19 protein-coding genes are annotated in these 17,368 nt (G+C 56.3%); 11 read left to right on the top strand and 8 right to left on the bottom strand.

Annotated elements, in window-relative coordinates; genetic code table 11:
- Nucleotides 1–145 precede the first annotated feature (145 nt).
- Both Poly51_RS17915 and Poly51_RS17910 read right to left on the bottom strand, forming a co-directional pair.
- Nucleotides 146–445 carry an MTH1187 family thiamine-binding protein gene (locus tag Poly51_RS17915; RefSeq protein ID WP_146459118.1) on the bottom strand — a complete coding sequence of 100 codons (300 nt, stop codon included), beginning with the start codon at nucleotides 443–445 and terminating at the stop codon, nucleotides 146–148.
- A 171-nt stretch (nucleotides 446–616) separates the two neighbouring features.
- Entirely contained in the window at nucleotides 617–1,609 is a 993-nt protein-coding gene (locus Poly51_RS17910; protein ID WP_146459117.1) for a hypothetical protein, read from the bottom strand.
- A 66-nt stretch (nucleotides 1,610–1,675) separates the two neighbouring features.
- On the opposite strand from Poly51_RS17910, the gene Poly51_RS17905 reads away from it, so the two are divergent.
- The 4 genes from Poly51_RS17905 to Poly51_RS17890 are packed head-to-tail and all read left to right on the top strand — an operon-like array spanning nucleotide 1,676 to nucleotide 4,303.
- The gene (locus tag Poly51_RS17905; protein WP_246114579.1) at nucleotides 1,676–2,257 is read left to right on the top strand and encodes a protein-tyrosine phosphatase family protein; all 582 of its coding nucleotides are present in this window, start codon (nucleotides 1,676–1,678) and stop codon (nucleotides 2,255–2,257) included.
- A gap of 2 nt (nucleotides 2,258–2,259) precedes the next feature.
- Nucleotides 2,260–2,604 (top strand): low molecular weight protein tyrosine phosphatase family protein, encoded by a 345-nt coding sequence (locus Poly51_RS17900; RefSeq protein WP_146459116.1) that lies wholly within the window; start codon nucleotides 2,260–2,262, stop codon nucleotides 2,602–2,604.
- The gene (locus Poly51_RS17895; protein WP_146459115.1) at nucleotides 2,601–3,572 is read left to right on the top strand and encodes a methyltransferase family protein; all 972 of its coding nucleotides are present in this window, start codon (nucleotides 2,601–2,603) and stop codon (nucleotides 3,570–3,572) included. Before Poly51_RS17900 ends, Poly51_RS17895 begins: the two co-directional genes overlap by 4 nt.
- Entirely contained in the window at nucleotides 3,569–4,303 is a 735-nt protein-coding gene (locus Poly51_RS17890; RefSeq protein ID WP_146459114.1) for a phytanoyl-CoA dioxygenase family protein, read from the top strand. The genes Poly51_RS17895 and Poly51_RS17890 overlap by 4 nt, the downstream gene beginning before the upstream one ends.
- On the opposite strand, the gene Poly51_RS17885 is transcribed toward Poly51_RS17890, so the two are convergent.
- From Poly51_RS17885 to lexA, 6 genes are all read right to left on the bottom strand, one after another.
- A complete protein-coding gene (locus Poly51_RS17885) occupies nucleotides 4,296–4,577 on the bottom strand; it encodes a hypothetical protein (RefSeq protein ID WP_146459113.1) in 282 nt (93 codons plus the stop codon). The genes Poly51_RS17890 and Poly51_RS17885 overlap by 8 nt on opposite strands.
- Before the next feature lie 116 nt (nucleotides 4,578–4,693).
- Nucleotides 4,694–6,265, bottom strand: a complete 1,572-nt coding sequence (locus Poly51_RS17880) for a recombinase family protein (protein ID WP_146459112.1) — start codon at nucleotides 6,263–6,265, stop codon at nucleotides 4,694–4,696.
- Nucleotides 6,262–6,762: a DUF2924 domain-containing protein gene (locus Poly51_RS17875; RefSeq protein ID WP_146459111.1), complete on the bottom strand. Its 501-nt coding sequence runs from the start codon at nucleotides 6,760–6,762 to the stop codon at nucleotides 6,262–6,264. The genes Poly51_RS17880 and Poly51_RS17875 overlap by 4 nt, the downstream gene beginning before the upstream one ends.
- Nucleotides 6,763–7,107: 345 nt before the next feature.
- Nucleotides 7,108–8,040: a hypothetical protein gene (locus Poly51_RS17870; RefSeq protein WP_146459110.1), complete on the bottom strand. Its 933-nt coding sequence runs from the start codon at nucleotides 8,038–8,040 to the stop codon at nucleotides 7,108–7,110.
- Nucleotides 8,006–9,205, bottom strand: a complete 1,200-nt coding sequence (locus Poly51_RS17865; RefSeq protein ID WP_146459109.1) for a hypothetical protein — start codon at nucleotides 9,203–9,205, stop codon at nucleotides 8,006–8,008. The genes Poly51_RS17870 and Poly51_RS17865 overlap by 35 nt, the downstream gene beginning before the upstream one ends.
- 6 nt (nucleotides 9,206–9,211) lie before the next feature.
- Nucleotides 9,212–9,880, bottom strand: coding sequence for a transcriptional repressor LexA (lexA, locus tag Poly51_RS17860; RefSeq protein WP_146459108.1), 669 nt, complete (start codon nucleotides 9,878–9,880; stop codon nucleotides 9,212–9,214).
- A gap of 348 nt (nucleotides 9,881–10,228) precedes the next feature.
- Here lexA and Poly51_RS17855 point away from each other — a divergent pair, with 348 nt between their 5' ends.
- The 7 genes from Poly51_RS17855 to Poly51_RS17825 all read left to right on the top strand — a co-directional run bounded on the left by Poly51_RS17855 (nucleotide 10,229) and on the right by Poly51_RS17825 (nucleotide 17,187).
- Entirely contained in the window at nucleotides 10,229–11,098 is an 870-nt protein-coding gene (locus tag Poly51_RS17855) for a sigma-70 family RNA polymerase sigma factor (protein ID WP_146459107.1), read from the top strand.
- Nucleotides 11,099–11,206: 108 nt separating this feature from the next.
- Nucleotides 11,207–11,446 carry a hypothetical protein gene (locus Poly51_RS17850; protein ID WP_146459106.1) on the top strand — a complete coding sequence of 80 codons (240 nt, stop codon included), beginning with the start codon at nucleotides 11,207–11,209 and terminating at the stop codon, nucleotides 11,444–11,446.
- Between the two features lie 43 nt (nucleotides 11,447–11,489).
- Nucleotides 11,490–12,275, top strand: coding sequence for an ATP-binding protein (locus Poly51_RS17845; RefSeq protein ID WP_146459105.1), 786 nt, complete (start codon nucleotides 11,490–11,492; stop codon nucleotides 12,273–12,275).
- A gap of 2 nt (nucleotides 12,276–12,277) precedes the next feature.
- The gene (locus Poly51_RS17840; protein ID WP_146459104.1) at nucleotides 12,278–12,736 is read left to right on the top strand and encodes a DUF669 domain-containing protein; all 459 of its coding nucleotides are present in this window, start codon (nucleotides 12,278–12,280) and stop codon (nucleotides 12,734–12,736) included.
- Between the two features lie 94 nt (nucleotides 12,737–12,830).
- A complete protein-coding gene (locus Poly51_RS17835) occupies nucleotides 12,831–13,352 on the top strand; it encodes a RusA family crossover junction endodeoxyribonuclease (RefSeq protein ID WP_146459103.1) in 522 nt (173 codons plus the stop codon).
- On the top strand, nucleotides 13,349–15,010 hold the full coding sequence (locus tag Poly51_RS17830) for a DEAD/DEAH box helicase (RefSeq protein ID WP_146459102.1): 1,662 nt from the start codon (nucleotides 13,349–13,351) through the stop codon (nucleotides 15,008–15,010). Before Poly51_RS17835 ends, Poly51_RS17830 begins: the two co-directional genes overlap by 4 nt.
- Entirely contained in the window at nucleotides 15,010–17,187 is a 2,178-nt protein-coding gene (locus Poly51_RS17825) for a bifunctional DNA primase/polymerase (RefSeq protein WP_146459101.1), read from the top strand. Before Poly51_RS17830 ends, Poly51_RS17825 begins: the two co-directional genes overlap by 1 nt.
- The last annotated feature ends 181 nt before the right edge of the window (nucleotides 17,188–17,368 follow it).

Raw genomic sequence — 17,368 nt, 5'->3', positions numbered from 1 at the left:
TAAGCTAATTTCAGGATCTGCGATTTCCTGTAGGTCGTGGAGACCAATGCAAGTTTTGGCGACTAGTTTGTGCGCACCGGTGGCCGACTTCGGAGCGTCACCTTCGTCAGATGCGACGGCTAACCCAAAGTTAGGCGGAGAGCATCTAAGTTTCCATCTTGGTCACACTGTCGATTTTGTCCTGCATCGACTGCTCGCGATCCGTCCGGGTTCCGACTTTGATGCTCGTGGTGATTCGCGGAGCGCCCATTTCGTGAACACGTTCGTGGCAACGCTTCACCGCGGCAAAGACGTCATCCCATTCGCCCTCGATGTTCGTGCCGTAGGCGTGTAGCTGGTGTTTCAACCCAGCCTCTTGCAGCAACTTTTGGCATTCAGCGACGTACTTGCCCACCGAGACGCCAACACCCATCGGGACGACACACAGATCAACGATGACTTTCATTTCGGTACTTTCCGCTAGTTTTGGTTGGGTACGATTTGCTTCGCCCAAAGCCTAGACTTTCTCGAATGAAAAATGCAGTGGCTCATCTCCACCGCACGGTCTTGGCTCCGACTCGAGACCAGCGAACGTCGTCTGCGGTTTGCAGCTTTGGTTGTAGGTGATGCGATCCTGTTATCTGACGCGATTGATGAGTTCTGCGACCGCAGGTTTGGAATGTCGGAAAGAGACGATTCGTACATCGAGTCCATGCGACTTCGTTTCAACGAACGCTCTTTCGATCGCGCTGATGATCCATGCGTCGTCGTTGCCAAACACGTCGCCGCCGAGCAGTGTGAGATAGACGACGTTGACACCGGTGCGTGACGCGTTGATGGCGGCCGCCAGTAGTGTTGCTTCGTAGGCGGCGTCGAGGATCAGCTTGGCGAAGTCTGTCCACAACTCGGCGCGCTGGCGACCGTAGGCGACTGGCAGCGCGGAGCAGTACGCTTGGCTAACGCGATGCTCAGCACCGGGAAGCGTCACGTCGGCTTGCCATTGCAGACCGATCCGCAATTCACGGCAAAGCTCGTCCAGTTCCGATTCGCTTGCTGATTGCAGTCGATCGGCAATCTGGCGAAGGCCGGAATCGGACGGGAAGAGGTAGCCGTTTTGCATCTGCCAAAGCTGGCTGTCTTGGTTGCCGAGCTCTTGTCCGAGGTCGGCGGAACAGTCGATTTGATGGTCGGCGGATTGGCCGATGCGATCGCCGACCGGTGCGAAGTAGTTGCGAAAGATCGTGCCGGCTCCGCACGCAATCGCGCACGCCGGGCCTTGCGTTGGGTCGTTCTCATAGATGCCGACGCCACGTTCGGGCGTGACCGATGGCCCGGTCATTTCCAACAGGTTGAATTGTGACGCGACCTGGAACAACGCGTTGGCATTGGCCGAGTCCGCGTGCAACTGGCGAACGTCGCCGACGTGTTCGCAAATCGTCGATGGATGCGCCCGAACGTGAAGCTGCGAGACTACTTGGCGAAGTTCCGACAGCTTCGGTGTCTCCAAACGTCCGAACGCAAACCGTTTCCCATTGGGGCAGACGATCTGATCGCCGTCGATGGATAATTCGCGGCGAACCTGCTCAGGCGATTCTTCCTCGATTCCGGTAAGCTTTGTGAACCAAGTCATGATGTTTTCCTTTTCTAACTGGCCGCGTGAAGCTGTCAGTCTACCGCGTTCCACTGGAGACTTCGATTGAGTATCCCACTCACGTTCACCCACCCATCCAAGCCGACGCCGTGTAACCGCACGTATTGGGTGATCGACGATCGGCTGCTTGCGGGTGCCTATCCAGGTCGCCCGGATCCAGCGGATCATCGCCAGCGGATTGAGTCGCTATATGACGCTGGCATGCGAACGTTCATCAATTTGCAAGAAGAAAACGAGACGAACAATTCCGGCGTGCCATTCGTTCGCTACGACGACGAACTGCGGCGACTCGCTAAAGAGCAGAACGACCGGATCGCACACCTTCGTTTTCCGATTCCAGACGGCGGCACTACGTCGGTCGATCGGATGCGGAGCATTCTGGATGCGATCGACCTTTCGCTCGCCGCCAATCGTCCCGTTTATGTTCACTGCTTCGGCGGCATGGGGCGAACGGGATCGGCGATTTGTTGCTGGCTCCAACGACATGGTCTTGCGTCGCCCGAGAACGTACTGCGTTTGCTGACACAGTTGCGTCAAGCAGACGTGGAACGAGCGAGTTGGAAAGCACCAGAAAACGAATCGCAAGAAGGCTTTGTACAGTCGTGGACCAAGAATCAAGACAGCTAACCATGAGTCGACTCAACGTTCTGTTCGTGTGCAGCAAGAACCAGTGGCGGAGTCCGACGGCGGTGGCGATTTACCGACGTGATGATCGTGTGTCTGTTCGTTCGCGCGGCACGGCGAAGGCGGCGGTGCAGACGATTCGTTCGGACGACATCGTTTGGGCGGACGTGATTCTGGTGATGGAAGACAATCATCGGCAACGAATCTTGGCCGACTTTCCTGGCGAAGCGAAGTTCAAACCGATGCATGTGCTGGACATTCCGGACGACTACCAGTTTATGGATGACGAATTGGTTGAGTTAATCCGGTCGGCCGCGGAGCCAATCATTGAGACGAAGTTAAGCGAATGAGACCAGCTTCCATCGTCGCGAGCTACTTCTTGATCCAAGCCATCGGCACGGCCGCGTGGTGGATGTTGCTCATTGCATACCCTCCGAGCGTCAAGTGGTTTCAACCGGGCGATTGGCCGACCGGATCGCTGTTGTCGTTTTGGCTCGCCGATTTTGTTTTGATCATTACCGGTTCGATCATCGCGGCGACCGGAGTCTTGCAGCGACGTGATTGGGCTGGCAATGTGGTGTGGGGCGTTGCCATGGTGACTTGGTATCCGACGCTGGTTTGCATTGCGACGAGTATGCAAACGGGTGAGGCTTGGATTGCGTCGTCGATGATGGTCACCATGGCGGGGTTATCGCTTGCGATGGCGACGATTCATGGAAAGACCGATCAATCGCCAGCGACGATTCGTGTGACTGCGATGCGGCGCTGGCAGGCGGTATTTTGGACGCTGGGACAGACCGTGATATTCTGGGGCGTTTTCCTTTTCGTGCTGCCGATGGGGGTTGTTGAACTGGAAAGCCACTGCGGCATGGACGGATTCGAGCATACGTTGCAGACGCCCGCAGCGATCGGGTTGTTTGCGATGGCGTCGTGCCTTGGCCTGTGGAGCGGCGTCACGATGGCGACACACGGCAACGGAACGCCGCTACCGACCGCAACGGCACCTCAGTTGGTGATCGCGGGACCGTACCGCTTCGTGCGAAATCCGATGGCGGTCGCGGGCATCGTGCAAGGCCTCGCCGTTGGCTGGTACTTGGGCAGCTACTCGGTGCTGGTCTATTCGTTGGCCGGTGCTGTGCTGTGGCACATCGCAGTGCGTCCGGTCGAAGAAGCGGACCTGCGATCACGCTTTGATGAGGCATACAACGACTACCAGCGGAGGATTCGCCTCTGGATACCTACCTTCGGTCAAAGCACAGATCGAATCCCGAACCAGACGAACGCGATGGCAGATGATTTTATTGGAGAAAGCGAGTGAATGATCGGATTCTAAGACGTGATGGATTCTGCCTGTTGCGGCAGGCGGCTGATGCCGGGACGGTTTCGCATCTGTTGGACGTATGCAGTAGTGTCTTTGAAGATGATTCAGACAACGTGCGTGCTCGGTCCAGTCGTGGGCATGTTTACGCGGCTCGGAATTTGATCGAGTCGATACCTCAAGTATCGACGGTTTGGCAAAGTGATGCGTTGCTGCGGTTTCTCCGCGAGCAACTTGGCGATGAGGTTGGTTTGGTGCGAGCGTTGTTTTTCGACAAGCCACCGGATCGGACTTGGGCGTTGGCTTGGCACAAGGACACGTCGATCGCGGTGAAAGATAACTCGATCGCTTCGGGTTCGTTTTCGCGACCAACGGTGAAAGCTGGTGTGCCTCATGTGATCGCTTGCGACAAGGTGCTGCATCAGATGTTGACGCTTCGGATTCATCTCGATGAAGTGACCGAAGAAAACGGTCCGCTACGAGTGATTCCTGGTTCGCATGTCTCGAGTGACAGCGACGGCTTGGGAATTGTCTCGGCGGTTGATGTTCATGCAGCCGCCGGCGATGTGTTGGCGATGCGTCCGCTGATCAGCCATAGCAGTGGTTCGTCGATGCCAGGCACCAAACGTCATCGGCGAATCTTGCATTTGGAATTCGCGGCCTCGTCAAGGTTGCCGGACGGCATGCAGTGGCACGACTTTGTTCATCCAGCGGCGGACGTGATTAGGTAGCTTTCGAGGCGACCAGTCGTTTCCACGCGGTGCGTTGTTTTGACCAGTTGGGTTCAACGGCGATCTGGCGGAGTTCTCGTTCTCTAAATTTGGGCTTGGTGTCGGTGGTGGGCTGGAGATCGAGGAGGGCTTGCTGGATGTCGGGGGCAAGGCCGGCGAGGTTGAGGATTTGCGTGACTCGGGCGCGAGTGATGCCGGCGGTGCGGGCGATCTCTGCTTGGTCCCTGAGTTGGCCGGTTTCAAGTAGATCATCGAGGCGGATGGCGAGGGCCATCAACTTGGCGATGTGCGGCAGTTGGGGTGGTGAGGGTTGCCGGCGGGGGCGTTTCGTTTGGATGCGTCGGCGACCGCGGGTTGAGACTGCGATGTCAAATGCTTTTTTGATGTGGCTCATAATTGATCCTTTTTGGCGTCGGCGGCGTTGAATGAATTCAGCCCCGTGGGGCTAAGCGTGATTGCGAACGTACTGTCGGATGGGTCATGTTCGATGCGTTCGATCAGCTTGCTGATCAGGCGTCCGCGTTCGCCATTGGTGAGGTGCTCCCACAAAGATTGCATATCCTTGATCGCCGACATGATCGTGTACCGATCGGGCGCGGCGGTGTGGATGCCGTTAAGTTCTTGTTGCAGTTCGGTACGACGGCGAAGATCACGGGCGACTTGTTCATTGAGCGACGCGAGTGTGTCGAGTCGTTTGGGTTCGCGTTTGTCGTCGCCGGTTGGCGTGGCGTACGCTTCGATGGCTCGTTCGGTGTTTTGCAGCGTCAGCGTGAGGGCCGCGAGTTCGTTTTCGAGACGCTCACCCTTGTCGCGCACCGTCTTGCGAACTTTCAAACAGGTTTGATTGAGAAGGTCTTCGTCGATCGTGAGCGATTGCAGTTGGCTGACGATAAACTGTTCGACTTGCTCGGCCGGAAGCGACGGACGCGGACACGTTTTGTGACCGCTCCGCGTCGCTTTGCCGCAAACGTAGTAGCGATAGCGCTTACCGTTTCCGCTGCCGCCGCTGGTCGTGTGCGTCATCGCGGAATTGCAGGCGACGCAGCGAAGCAGTCCGGCAAGCACGCCCTGCGTCCGGCCGTGAACCCGATCGCCGATGTTGATGCGGTTGGCACGAAGCTTTTTCTGGACGGATTGGAATAACTCTTCATCGACGATCGCTTCGTGTTCTCCCTCGTGGACCTCGTCGTGGTAGGTGACTTTGCCCAGGTACATCCGATTGGTCAGCAACGTGTGTAGCGTGTTCTTGTAGATCGGTCCGCCGCCGATCGACTTGCCCGATTTGGTGATCCACAACTTGGTTCGCCAACCGCGGACCCGCATGCCTTCGATGGTGCCGATCAAACCTTCGCTTTCGAGGTAAAGCTCGAAGATTTGGCGGACCCGTTCGGCTTCGGATTCGTTCACGAACAGCTTTTTGGTTTCGCGATCGAGGTCGTAACCGAGGATCGGTCGGCCCCCGAGATACTTGCCTTTGCGACGAGCTGCGGCCATTTTGTCACGCGTTCGTTCGCTGATGATTTCGCGTTCAAATTGGGCGAACGAGAATAGGATGTTCAACGTCAATCGCCCCATGCTGGACGTCGTGTTGAATTGCTGCGTCACCGAAACGAATGAGACTTTCAGATCGTCGAACGTTTTCATGATCAGAGCGAAGTCCATCAGCGAACGGCTCAACCGGTCGACTTTGTAGACAACCACACAGTCAATCTTGCCGGCTTTGATGTCTTCCATTAACCGCGTCAGCGCGGGCCGGTCGATGTTGCTGCCGGAGAATCCGCCGTCATCGTATCGAGTCTCGACCTCGACCCAACCTTCCTGACGCTGGCTGGCGATGTATGCCGACCCGGCTTCGCGTTGGGCGTCGAGAGTATTAAATTCTTGTTCGAGTCCTTCGCTGGTGGACTTGCGTGTGTAGATGGCGCAACGCACCGTCGACTGTTCTTTGTTGGGAGCGATCATTGGGCGGCTCCCTTCTTCGGATTGAGTTTGAAGAACGCGAAGCCGTTGACGTGCGAACCGCTGACTTCGTTGGCGATCGCGGAGAGCGTTTCGTAGCGTTTGCCATTGAAATCGAAATCATCTTGGTTGACGGTGACCGTGATCGTCTGGCCTTTGTACGTTTTCACCAGTACGGTTCCGGCCGGCGGTAGGCGTGTGTCGCGGCCTGGATCCAGCGCGACGGTGGTTTCCTCGGCGGCTTCGACTTGTTGAGTGAATGACCGTGGCGGTCGCTTGCGAAGGTCAGCATCGTCGGCCATCGCGAGGGCACGGCGGCGTGCTCGTTCGGGCAGTCCGCCCTCGTCGATGGCTTGCATTCGCCAGACAATTTTTTTGACCAACCAATCGCGGTTGTGGCTGCGGGGCGCGCATCCGCAAACGGTCTCGTACTTGTCTTTGAGTTCGCCGGTCGTCAACTTTTTCATGTCGGCAACCTCGCGGGTGATGTTCAAACTCATAGGGTTCTCTGTGACTGAGAAATGGGACGGGAGAAATCTCGGCGGTGCGTTTACCGCGTGGTCACAGAGAGCGATCGTTTCGAGAGGAACTCAAGCCAACATGCGAAGTGTTTGACGAATTCGGCGGAGTGTTTTTGGTGTGCGTTTCGGTCAGATACCGAACAACGGCCTTGGCGAGGATTTCTGCGATCTCATTGCGATCGCGAGTTTGATTTTCGTAGTCGTCTGACGTCATAGGTTCGATCAATCGGGAAGGTCGCGAAAAGTGGCGGCTGAGTTAACACTCTGCCTCTACCTGTAGACCTTCCGACTCCAAGACCAAAACGGCGACGCTGCCGGCAAAAATTAACGAAATGTCTCGAACGGTAAACCCAGGATGGCGTTGAGATCGCCGGCGGTTTCCCAGAGAATTCGCAGTTCGTTGGCCGAATCGTCTTTCAAGCATCGGCTTACGTCGACTTTCGACATTCCCGCCAGGCTTCCGAGCTGTTCTTGCGTTGGTCGCGGTAACAACGTCGGGCATCCTTCGCGATCCGACGTGGCCTGAGCGTGATCGGCGGCGGATCGCAGATGCTTCTTAATTTCCTCGACGAGACGTTCTATCTTGGCTGTACGACTCGATCGTTTGGCTGCCGGCTTGAGGACCGGTGCCGTTGACTCCTCCGATTCGAGAACCCGGTCATCGACAGCATTCCAGTCGAGCCACAGTTGGTACTCTTCCCGATCAACCGTGTTATCCAGTGCGATGATGGTGTTGGGGATGATGCGAGACCAATAATGGGCGGTCGCCTCGCTGGGTGTAAACACAATCGTTTTGGGACGCGTGGTGAGCTGGCGCAGTATGTCGGCATGGAACGTCGGTCCAAAGCCACGAATGAACCAGAGTTCGCGGCTGCGTGTGGCAATCGTGCGCCGGCCGATTTGCCACAGTCGATCAGCGACGATCTGCCTAACGTCGAGTTTAGTGTCGGCAAAGATGTAGTGCAGGACTCTCCCAGTGTCGAACGCAACTCGATTGAGTTGATCGGGGTGAAGGCGAGTGACGCCGCAATCGCGGCAAGCGATATAACCTTGCTTGATTTCGTCCACATCGGCAACGAAGACGACCTGCCGCGTCTCCCCACACTCGGTACAGGTCCACGCACCGGCGGGGATCGCTTCGCGAAGCAAGCGGTGGTGTCGAAACGCAGCAAGTGGTTCGGCATAGGCACGAGTCGCTTCGTCGACAGAAAAGGCTGGAGGGTCAAGCTCCCACTGCAACCAGACTTTGTTCATCATTCGTTGCACAATCAATGTTCCACAGCTTGAGGTATTTCTGGATGAGTTCGACACGTTCAGGAGAGGCATTTAGCAGGTTGCAGGATCGCGGCGCGATGATGCGAATCGTTTGGTGGCCGGCGCGTCGATACCGAGTCGCCGGAAAATCAAATCGAATCGCCACCGATCGAACATGGTAGTGCCAGAGAGAATCACTTTGCGTTCGCACTTCCTCCTCGATCGCTCGGTGGATGTTGTCTTCCGGATCATTCTTGCGGACAACAACCGTCAGCGGTCGGCTGGTGGTTCGATTGAATAACTTCATTTCTTCGATCCGAGCCCGAACGTTGTCGGACGGATCGGTAGCCAAATCGAAGTTGGAATCTTTGAGGTGGTCGAGGTGATAGGCTTGATCCGGATCAAAGGGACCGAGATCCCAACCCAGCACGCAGGCGGCGAAGATCCGTTCGAGTTCCTCCTTCGTTGATTTGGGTAGTGCTGCGCTCATTTCGAGTGACCCGGCTTGCCGGTCATAGGCAAATGCGATCTGCAAAGTCGGGCGAATCGCAAGTGTTGAAAGCACACCGTTGTCATCGTGTGTCTGTTCACAGCGAACGAAGTCATCAGGATGAACAGCGAAGTACTCGACCGATCCGCGTGTGAGCGATTCGACCGTACAGTACTGCCCTCTGCCTTGTTCTTTCAAGAGATTCGAGATGGCTTCGGATAAGCGTTCTTTGGCGTTGGAAGCGAATTGTTTCTCGACGGCTGGGAGGTCATTTCGTTTTCGGAAGTAGGCCAAGCCGTCGAGTTCAAGGAACATTGACGACGCTGAAAATGTGTCTGGCTCGTTCAATCGCACCCACATCGCTCGACCGTAAAGGTTGAGTTCAGTCGGGATTCGTGACATCAATGTTCGATCACCAAGTGACTTCGCGGCGTCCTCAATCGCACTCATGCCGGATTCGCAAGCGAATGCACGAATGGCTTGCAATTCAATCTCAACACCGTTGCGTTCACTCGGCAACAGGTCGTTGATGTGATCAAGCATTTGGTCGATGTCGCGTTCGGCGAGACCGTCCCAAGGGATGTCGAATTCACCTGGCACATGGGAACTAAACCAGGGTTGCAAGACCGCGTTTGGGATCACGCGGAGCATGGTGGAAGTGGCAATACGACGTGGCATGACAACCTAAACTTTCGATTTATGAGAAACTCCAATGACCTTTCCAAGCACACGAAAGTCGCTATCAGGCTGAACCTCGATCGGCTTGTACTTCCGGTTTTCCGGAAGCAACCGAATCGCTCCGTCCTCCACTTCTAACCGTTTGACGGTGGCCTCGTCATCAATCAGCGCGACAACGATTTCACCGTTCTCGGCGATCAGTTGTCGGCGAACGATCACAACATCACCGTCTCGCATGTCCGCACCCTTCATGCTGTCGCCACTGATTTGCAATGCAAAACATGACCCGCGACCAGCCAAGTCCGATGCCACCATCACTTCGCCCAAGCAGTTTTCCTCCGCCAACATCGCCGGACCAGCTTTGACAACACCAATAAGCGGCACGCTGACCATCGACTCGATCGTTTGGCTTGGACGTCGTAAGACGCGAAGGCTGCGAGCCTTGCGTGGTTGTCGGGCGACGTAGCCTTTGCGTTCAAGTTGCAGGATCAGTTGGTGGGCGCTGGCGGCGGTAATACCAAGCTTGTCACCGAGTTCTGTCATCGTTGGTGCGATGCCGTGGCGGTCAATGGCGGCGGACAGTTCGTCGAGTGCTCGCGATTGACCTTTGGTGATTTCGGCTTGGCTGGGTCTGCCACGTTTGGGTTGTCCTCGGCTGGGTTGGTTGGGCTTCATGATTGGGCTTCCGTTGCGGTCGTTATCCAGTGGCTCGAATTAGCGCTGATAGACTTTGTTTCGTGCACAAGTAAATCTAGTCGTGCCGATTGTTCTGTCTAGTCGAGTTTTGCTAGCAAAGCCACAAGTCGCTGTTTTGCAACGACTTAAAATTTGCATTAGCGCTGATAGATGAAGTGGACATCGAACACGCGTTGATCCACACCGAACAAATTGCAACGCCTCGATACAAGTCGACGCCGATCGGCTTGGGTGTAACGGGATCGAGGTTGGTGTAGCTGACGCTCACGGTGTGACTACCAAGAGTAGGAATCGTGTGAAGGGAATCCGCCAGCATGTTGTGTGACCGTGACACGTTTGGTCCAAGCGGCCAAAAAATTTCCTGAATTGGTTCATCTGGAAGTTGGCAAGAGAGTGTTGCAGTTGCAGTTAGTGCGATTTCGTGCAACTGCAACAACAAAAACTTCGCCGTTTTTTCGCCGTGAATTGCAAAGCGAAACACTGTTGCAGAAAACGCCGAGTGCGATTTCGTGCAACTTCGCCGGTGGGTGTGGCCGCTGCTGTAACGCGGCCGACCGAGTTCACCCACACGCCGACGGAGTCATCGTGTCCCCAAGCCAATCTTCACCTATCACCACCGAAGCCTGCCCGCTCTCCGAAGACCCTTTTGCCTTGACCGTGATCCAGCGCAAGGTTCAGCAGCTTCTGACTTTCCCCGAGTTCGAGCCGTACGAGGATGAGGACCTGCAGCAAGAGCTGATGAGTCAGCTCGACAGCGCGATGAAGGATCATCGAGACGACGTCGGTCATCGCAATCCATACATCGTGATGGTCATCGAGCGGAAAGCAAGCAACCTGTTGGAATATCGCCGACAGATACTGCGAGCGAAAGAAGCGACTCATTCGCTCAATGTCCAGGTCCGCGACGGTGACGGAAATTCGTGCGAGTTGATTCAAACCATCAGTGAAAGCGATCAACGCCGGCGTCTGGAATTTACGACGATGCCGGCGACCGACCAGTTCGACCTGCAAGAGGACATAAAAACTGTCATCGCTTCGTTGCCTGAGCAGTGGCAGACGTTCTTGCGACTTCGCAGCGAACACACCTTGACGGCTGCGGCCGAAGTGATGGGCGTACCTCGCTCAACCGCAAAGTCGTGGGTGCCGAGAATCGCCGAGGTTTTTGAAGAAGCCGGACTTCGCGACTACCTGTCCTGAAAAAAATCTTGGCCGACGTCGCCGTTTGGACTGATTTCTCGGAAGGTCTAGAGGTAGCGGGGCAACTCTCAAACGACCCTCAAAACTCAATCACTCCCAAAGGTAAGCATGTCCGCAATTTCGCTCGACATCGAACGCCGCGTTGGCATTTCATTGGCGGTCGGTCGTTACCTGCGATCGGCCGACCGCTTCAACGAGTCGTCCAGAGACTTCACTGGAGCGTGCAAATCACTTCGCAAGCAACTTGGAGCTGACCAACGTTTCGTCGTGCAAGTTGATTTCAAACACTACCTCGTGACGAGCGATCGCGACGGCAACTTCGATGTCGAAGCGATTCCGACCCTCTAACACAACCAACTTCTCAACCATTCAATAAGGATTCATCCAACCCATGACCAACCTCCTCGAAACCATCCAATCCGGCCGGCAATCGAAGCCGCCGCGAGTCTTGCTTTACGGTGTCGAAGGCATCGGCAAGTCGACCTTCGGCAGCGAGGCTCCCAAACCGATCTTCATTCAAACCGAAGACGGTCTCGACGAAATCGAATGCGATCGCTTTCCACTGGCGACAAAGTTCGATGACGTCGTCGCCGCTCTGAAAACGCTCGTCAATGAAAAGCACGGATACGAATCCGTCGTGATCGACTCGCTCGATTGGCTAGAGCGTCTCGTCTGGGACAAACTTTGTCAGCAGTACGCTGTCGAGTCGATCGAAAAAGTCGATGGCGGGTACGCTCGCGGTTACATGCACGCCCTCTCATTGTGGCGTGAAGTGCTCGACCTGCTCAATGTGCTGCGTTCTCGCGGCATGGTGATCGTTCTGATTGCTCATTCCAAGGTCGAGCGGTTCGAGGATCCTGAATCCTCACCCTACGACCGCTATTCGCCGCGACTGCACAAGCACGCCGCTGCCCTCGTGAAGGAATGGTGCGACGCCGTGCTGTTCGCGACTCGCAAGATGCGGACGCAAAGCGAAGACGGTGGCTTCAATCGCAAACGCACGATTGCACATGCCATCGGAAAAGACGGTGGTGAACGTGTCGTGCGTGCTTACGGATCTCCCAGTTGCGTTGCCAAGAATCGCTACGGCATCGCTGAAGAATTGCCGCTCTCGTGGTCGGCGTTCGTGAATGCACTGACCAACAACTCACCCACTCCTCAAACCCAAGGTAACTAACCATGGCCAACCTCAACGGCTTTGATGCAAACACTGTCGAACCAGCCGACGACCTCGAACCGATCCCCTCCGGCAAGTACGTCGCGGTCATCACTGACAGCGAAATGAAACCCACGAAATCTGGCACGGGCAACTACCTGCAGTTGACGTTTCAGATCGTGGAGGGCGAGTACGCAAACCGTCTTCTCTGGGTGCGTCTCAACCTCGACAACCCCAACGCGACCGCGGTGGAAATCGCCCGGCGGGAGTTGTCTGCGATCTGCCGGTCGGTTGGCGTCTTGGTGCCAACCGACTCGGCGGACTTACACAACTTGCCGTGCGTGATTCACGTGCGAGTCAAACGTCGCAACGACACCGGCGAGTTGCAAAACGAAGTGAAGGGCTACTCGAAGAAGGACGTCGTCGCTCAGCCGATCGCCGCTTCGCAAGTCAGCGGCACGGACGCCCCTTGGAAACGTTGATCTCGGTCACAGTTTCCAAGCCCGACAGCCGGCCGGCCTCCCAATTCCGGTCGGCTGTTTTTTTGTCTGCCGACACCGATTCAAGTGATACATCATGCTGCGACTGCAACTTCCGTTTCCTCCCTCAGTCAATCGCTATTGGCGACACGTCGGCACCCGCGTGCTCGTCAGTAAAGAAGGTCGCGAGTACCGCAGAACGGTTCGCGGACTGATGAAGCTTCAAAAGGTGAAGAAGCACGACGGCGACTTGATCGTTGACATTCGCTTGATACCAGTGGATCGTCGTCGCCGCGACGTGGACAACTCGCTCAAGGCGTTGCTCGATGCGATGCAAGCTGGCGGAGCGTATGACGACGACAGTCAGATCGTTCGTTTGACAGTCGAAAAGTTCGAGCCGGAAGCGGACTGCCCGCGAACGGAGGTCATCGTCCGTCGCGTGCCGGCAAAGCTGGGCGAGCCTGGATACCGATTTTGTCTTCGCTGCGATGACGAATTTTATTCGCTCGGCCCTGGCAATCGGCTTTGCGAAGAATGCACGCGTTGGCGTAGCCGACTCACCGGTTTCGTCCCGATTGCTCGCGGTCGCAAATATCGCAACGGAGCGCGGATAGCATGAAGTTGCGTGCCTACCAACAGGCCGCCGTTGATGCGGTCTACGATCACCTGCGAAACCGCGACGACAATCCCGTCGCTGTTTTACCAACGGGTGCCGGCAAGAGTCTCGTGCTCGCAAAGATCGCATCCGACGCCGTGACGCAATGGAGCGGTCGCGTTCTGATCTTGGCTCACGTCAAAGAGCTTCTCGAACAGAATGCTGACAAAGTGCGTCGCTTGTGTCCGGACATCAAGGTCGGTCTGTATTCGGCTGGCCTTAAGAAGCGAGACACTAACACGCCAGTTCTGGTCGCTGGCATTCAAAGCATCTACAAGCGAGCGTGTGACCTCGATCCGTTTGACCTGGTCGTTGTCGATGAAGCCCATCTGATCTCAAAGAAGGGCGACGGCATGTATCGGCAGTTCCTGGCTGACTGCAAGGTTGTCAATCCGCACGTTCGCGTTATCGGATTGACAGCCACTCCGTTCCGCCTCGACTCCGGCATGATCTGCTCGGCGGACCACTTTTTGAATGAAGTCTGCTACGAAATCGGCATCAAGGAACTGATCCGTGACGGATACCTGAGTCCGCTCATTTCCAAAGCCGGCGTGCACCGAGCCGACTTTGGCAGTCTGCATATCCGCGCCGGCGAGTTTGTCAGCGAAGAAATCGAATCGCTGGTTAACGACGACGCCCTTGTGTCGGCCGCGTGCGCCGAGATCGTAGAACTGACGGCTGATCGCCGGGCGGTCCTCATCTTCGCGTCGTCCGTCGCACACGGCCGGCGTGTGGTCGAAGTGTTGCGGGAAAACCACGATATCGAGTGTGGTTTCGTGACTGGCGAGACACCAGCGGGCGAACGAGACGAATTGTTGGCCCGCTTTCGTGGCGATGCCCCAACAACGTTAATCGAAACCGAAACGCTACGCTTTCTCTGCAATGTGAACGTGCTCACCACCGGGTTCGATGCACCCCGTGTCGACTGTGTCGTGATGCTGCGTCCAACCATGTCGCCGGGATTGCTCTACCAATGCGTCGGCCGCGGTTTCCGCTTACACCCCGACAAACAGAATTGTCTGGTCCTCGACTTCGGTGGCAACATCGAGCGTCACGGTCCGATCGACCAGATTAAGCCGAAGGACAAAGCCAAGCGTCCTGACCAAGGTCCGCCGGCGAAAGAATGCGAGAAGTGTCACGCGTTGGTCGCATGTGGCTATGCCAACTGTCCCGAGTGCGGTCATCCGTTTCCGCCTCCGCAGCGTGAAGCCCACGATGCCGAGGCTAGCGAGGCCGGCGTGTTGTCTGGTGAAGTGACCGACACCGAGTACGACGTCCAAGACATTATCTATCGCATCCATCGCAAACGCGATGCTGACGAAGACGCACCTCGCTGTTTACGCGTCGACTACATGATCGGACTCGAACGCTGGCAAAGCGAGTTCATCTGCATCGAGCACCCTGGCTACGCACGTCGTAAAGCCGAAGCGTGGTGGCGTGATCGTTGCCTCGATCCTTGTCCAACGAATGCTGAAGAAGCGATTGATATCGCCGAATCAGGTTTGCTCGCTTTGACCGAAACGCTGACGGTCCGCTCGATCGCAGGCCAGAAATACGACCGCATCATCAAACAATCGCTCGGCAAGATTCCAAACGCAGCATTGGAAGAGGCACCCTTTTGATGGCCGATGTGCGGGAGCAAGTCACGAACTATCGCCAGCGTGGCTGGTACTGCGTGCCGCTGCGCCCGCGATCAAAGTCACCGGCACGACGTGACTGGACGAATCTTCGATTGAATCCCGAGGTCTTTCCCGAACAAGGCAATATCGGAATCATCCTTGGCGAGCCGTCTGGTTGGCTCGTCGACGTTGATCTCGATTGTCCCGAAGCGATCGAATTGGCTGATAGTTATCTGCCCCCAACGCAAGCAATCACCGGCCGGCCGTCAGCCCCAAGATCGCATCGTTGGTACATCGCAATCGGTGCGACCACTGAAAAGCATACCGATCCGAGCGATGGCTCGATGATCGTCGAATTGCGTTCAACCGGAACTCAAACGGTCGTCGGGCCGAGTGTGCATCCCGATGGCGAAACCTACGAAACACTCGATGGAGAGCCGGCACCTGTTCCCTCGCCAATGTTGTCTGCGTGTGTCAAAGCACTTGCGGATGCCGTCATCCATCGACGCGGAACCGCGAAGCCACCGCAACAAATCGCCACTTTGCCGCCACAGTCGCCAAGTGTGGGCAACGACGTGGAATCGCGGGCAATCGCCTACGTGAACGCGATGCCGCCAGCGATCGCCGGCAGTGGCGGTCACTCGCAAACCTATGCCGCCGCGACGGCGCTCGTTCATGGCTTTGGTCTCGATCCAGCGATTTCGCTCGCGATTCTGACCGACCACTACAACCCTCGCTGTAATCCATGTTGGTCCGACAAGGAACTGCAGCACAAGGTTAATCAAGCAGCGACAAAGCCGCACGGTCGCCCATTCGGCTGGCTTCGTGACGATGGTCCGATCGAGCCCATCGACAACGATGTGGACCTTAGCCGGTTCATGGTCGGAAGTGCTCAACCCGCGGTTTCTGCCCAACCTCCGCCACCCGAATCGACGCCCGATCCAGGGCAACTACCCGAGCGACTATTTGACGTGCCGGGTTTCGTTCGCCGAGTCATGGACTTCACGCTCGCGAACGCTCCCTATCCGAATATTGGTCTCGCATTTTGCGGTGCGATGGCGCTGCAATCGTTTCTTGCCGGCCGAAAAGTCTGCACGTCGGGTGACTTGCGCACGAATCTGTATTTGCTCGCGCTCGCTAGCAGCGGGACCGGCAAGGAGTTTCCGCGCAAAGTCAACTCGCAGATTCTGTTTCAAATAGGCATGTCCGGATCGCTCGGCGACAAATTCGCCTCGGGTGAAGGTATTCAGGACGCATTGGTGCGAACCGGCCGCATGCTTTTTCAAAATGACGAGATGGACGGAGTGCTTCGTCAGATCAACCTCGACCGCGAAAACAGCCGCGAGTCGATTCCGAACATTCTGCTGACGCTCTACACCTCTGCCGGCGACGTCTATCCCATCCGCGTAAAGGCGAACCAGAAAGACGCCATCCATATCGACCAACCGCATTTGACGCTATTCGGCACTGCGACACCGCAGTACTTCTACGAATCGTTGTCCAAGCGAATGTTGACCAACGGATTCTTTGCACGCCTCAACATCATCGACGTCGGCAAACGAGGCACTGGGCAAACACCAGGCTCGGCCCGTGACCTGCCCGAGGACATTCTGGATACCGCGAAGTGGTGGGCGGACTTCGAGCCTGGCTCTGGCAACTTTCTGAACTTCCACCCCAAGCCGCTGGTGATTCAAGTTACACCGGATGCCGCCGAAGCGATCGACCACGTTCGATTGATGACCGAACGCGAATACGACGCTGCCGAAGAGGCTGTTGATGAGGTCGCTCGTACTGCGTGGAGTCGAACGTGTGAACACGCCAAGAAGCTGGCGTTGATCTATGCGTGTAGCGAAAACCACATCGAACCGCTCATTGGACTGCCGGCCGTTGAGTGGGCGACCGAGTTCGCGATGCATCAAACCCGCCGGCAACTGTATCTCGCATCCGTCCACGTCGCGGAGAACCCGTTTCATGCCGAGTGCTTGAAGCTGCTCAAACGACTCGGCGAGCAACCCGAACAGCGAATGCAACGACAGCACATCCTCAAATATATGAAGTGCAAAGCCGCCGACCTCGACCAGATCATTCTCACGCTCGTCCAACAAGGCGAGATCGTGCCAGTCACGATGCCGACCGCGACCAAAACCGCGAGCGGCTTCCAGCGAGTCGTCGCCGAATGAAACCTTCACCAACGCTTCCCAATCCTTCCCCAAATAGAGAAGGATTCGACCCGAAAGCAATGAATCCTTCCCAAACCTTCCCCAGCGTCGGGGAAGGATTAGAGAAGGATTCCAAAGGACGTTTGACTAACAGATATAGGAACAATCTCTCTCTTTCTATGAATACTTCCCCTGTTCCCCC

It is taken from the genome of Rubripirellula tenax, assembly GCF_007860125.1.
GTDB classification, from domain to species: Bacteria; Planctomycetota; Planctomycetia; order Pirellulales; family Pirellulaceae; genus Rubripirellula; species Rubripirellula tenax.
Note: the sequence above shows the minus strand (reverse complement) of the source record. Positions and strands in the feature narration are given on the sequence as shown.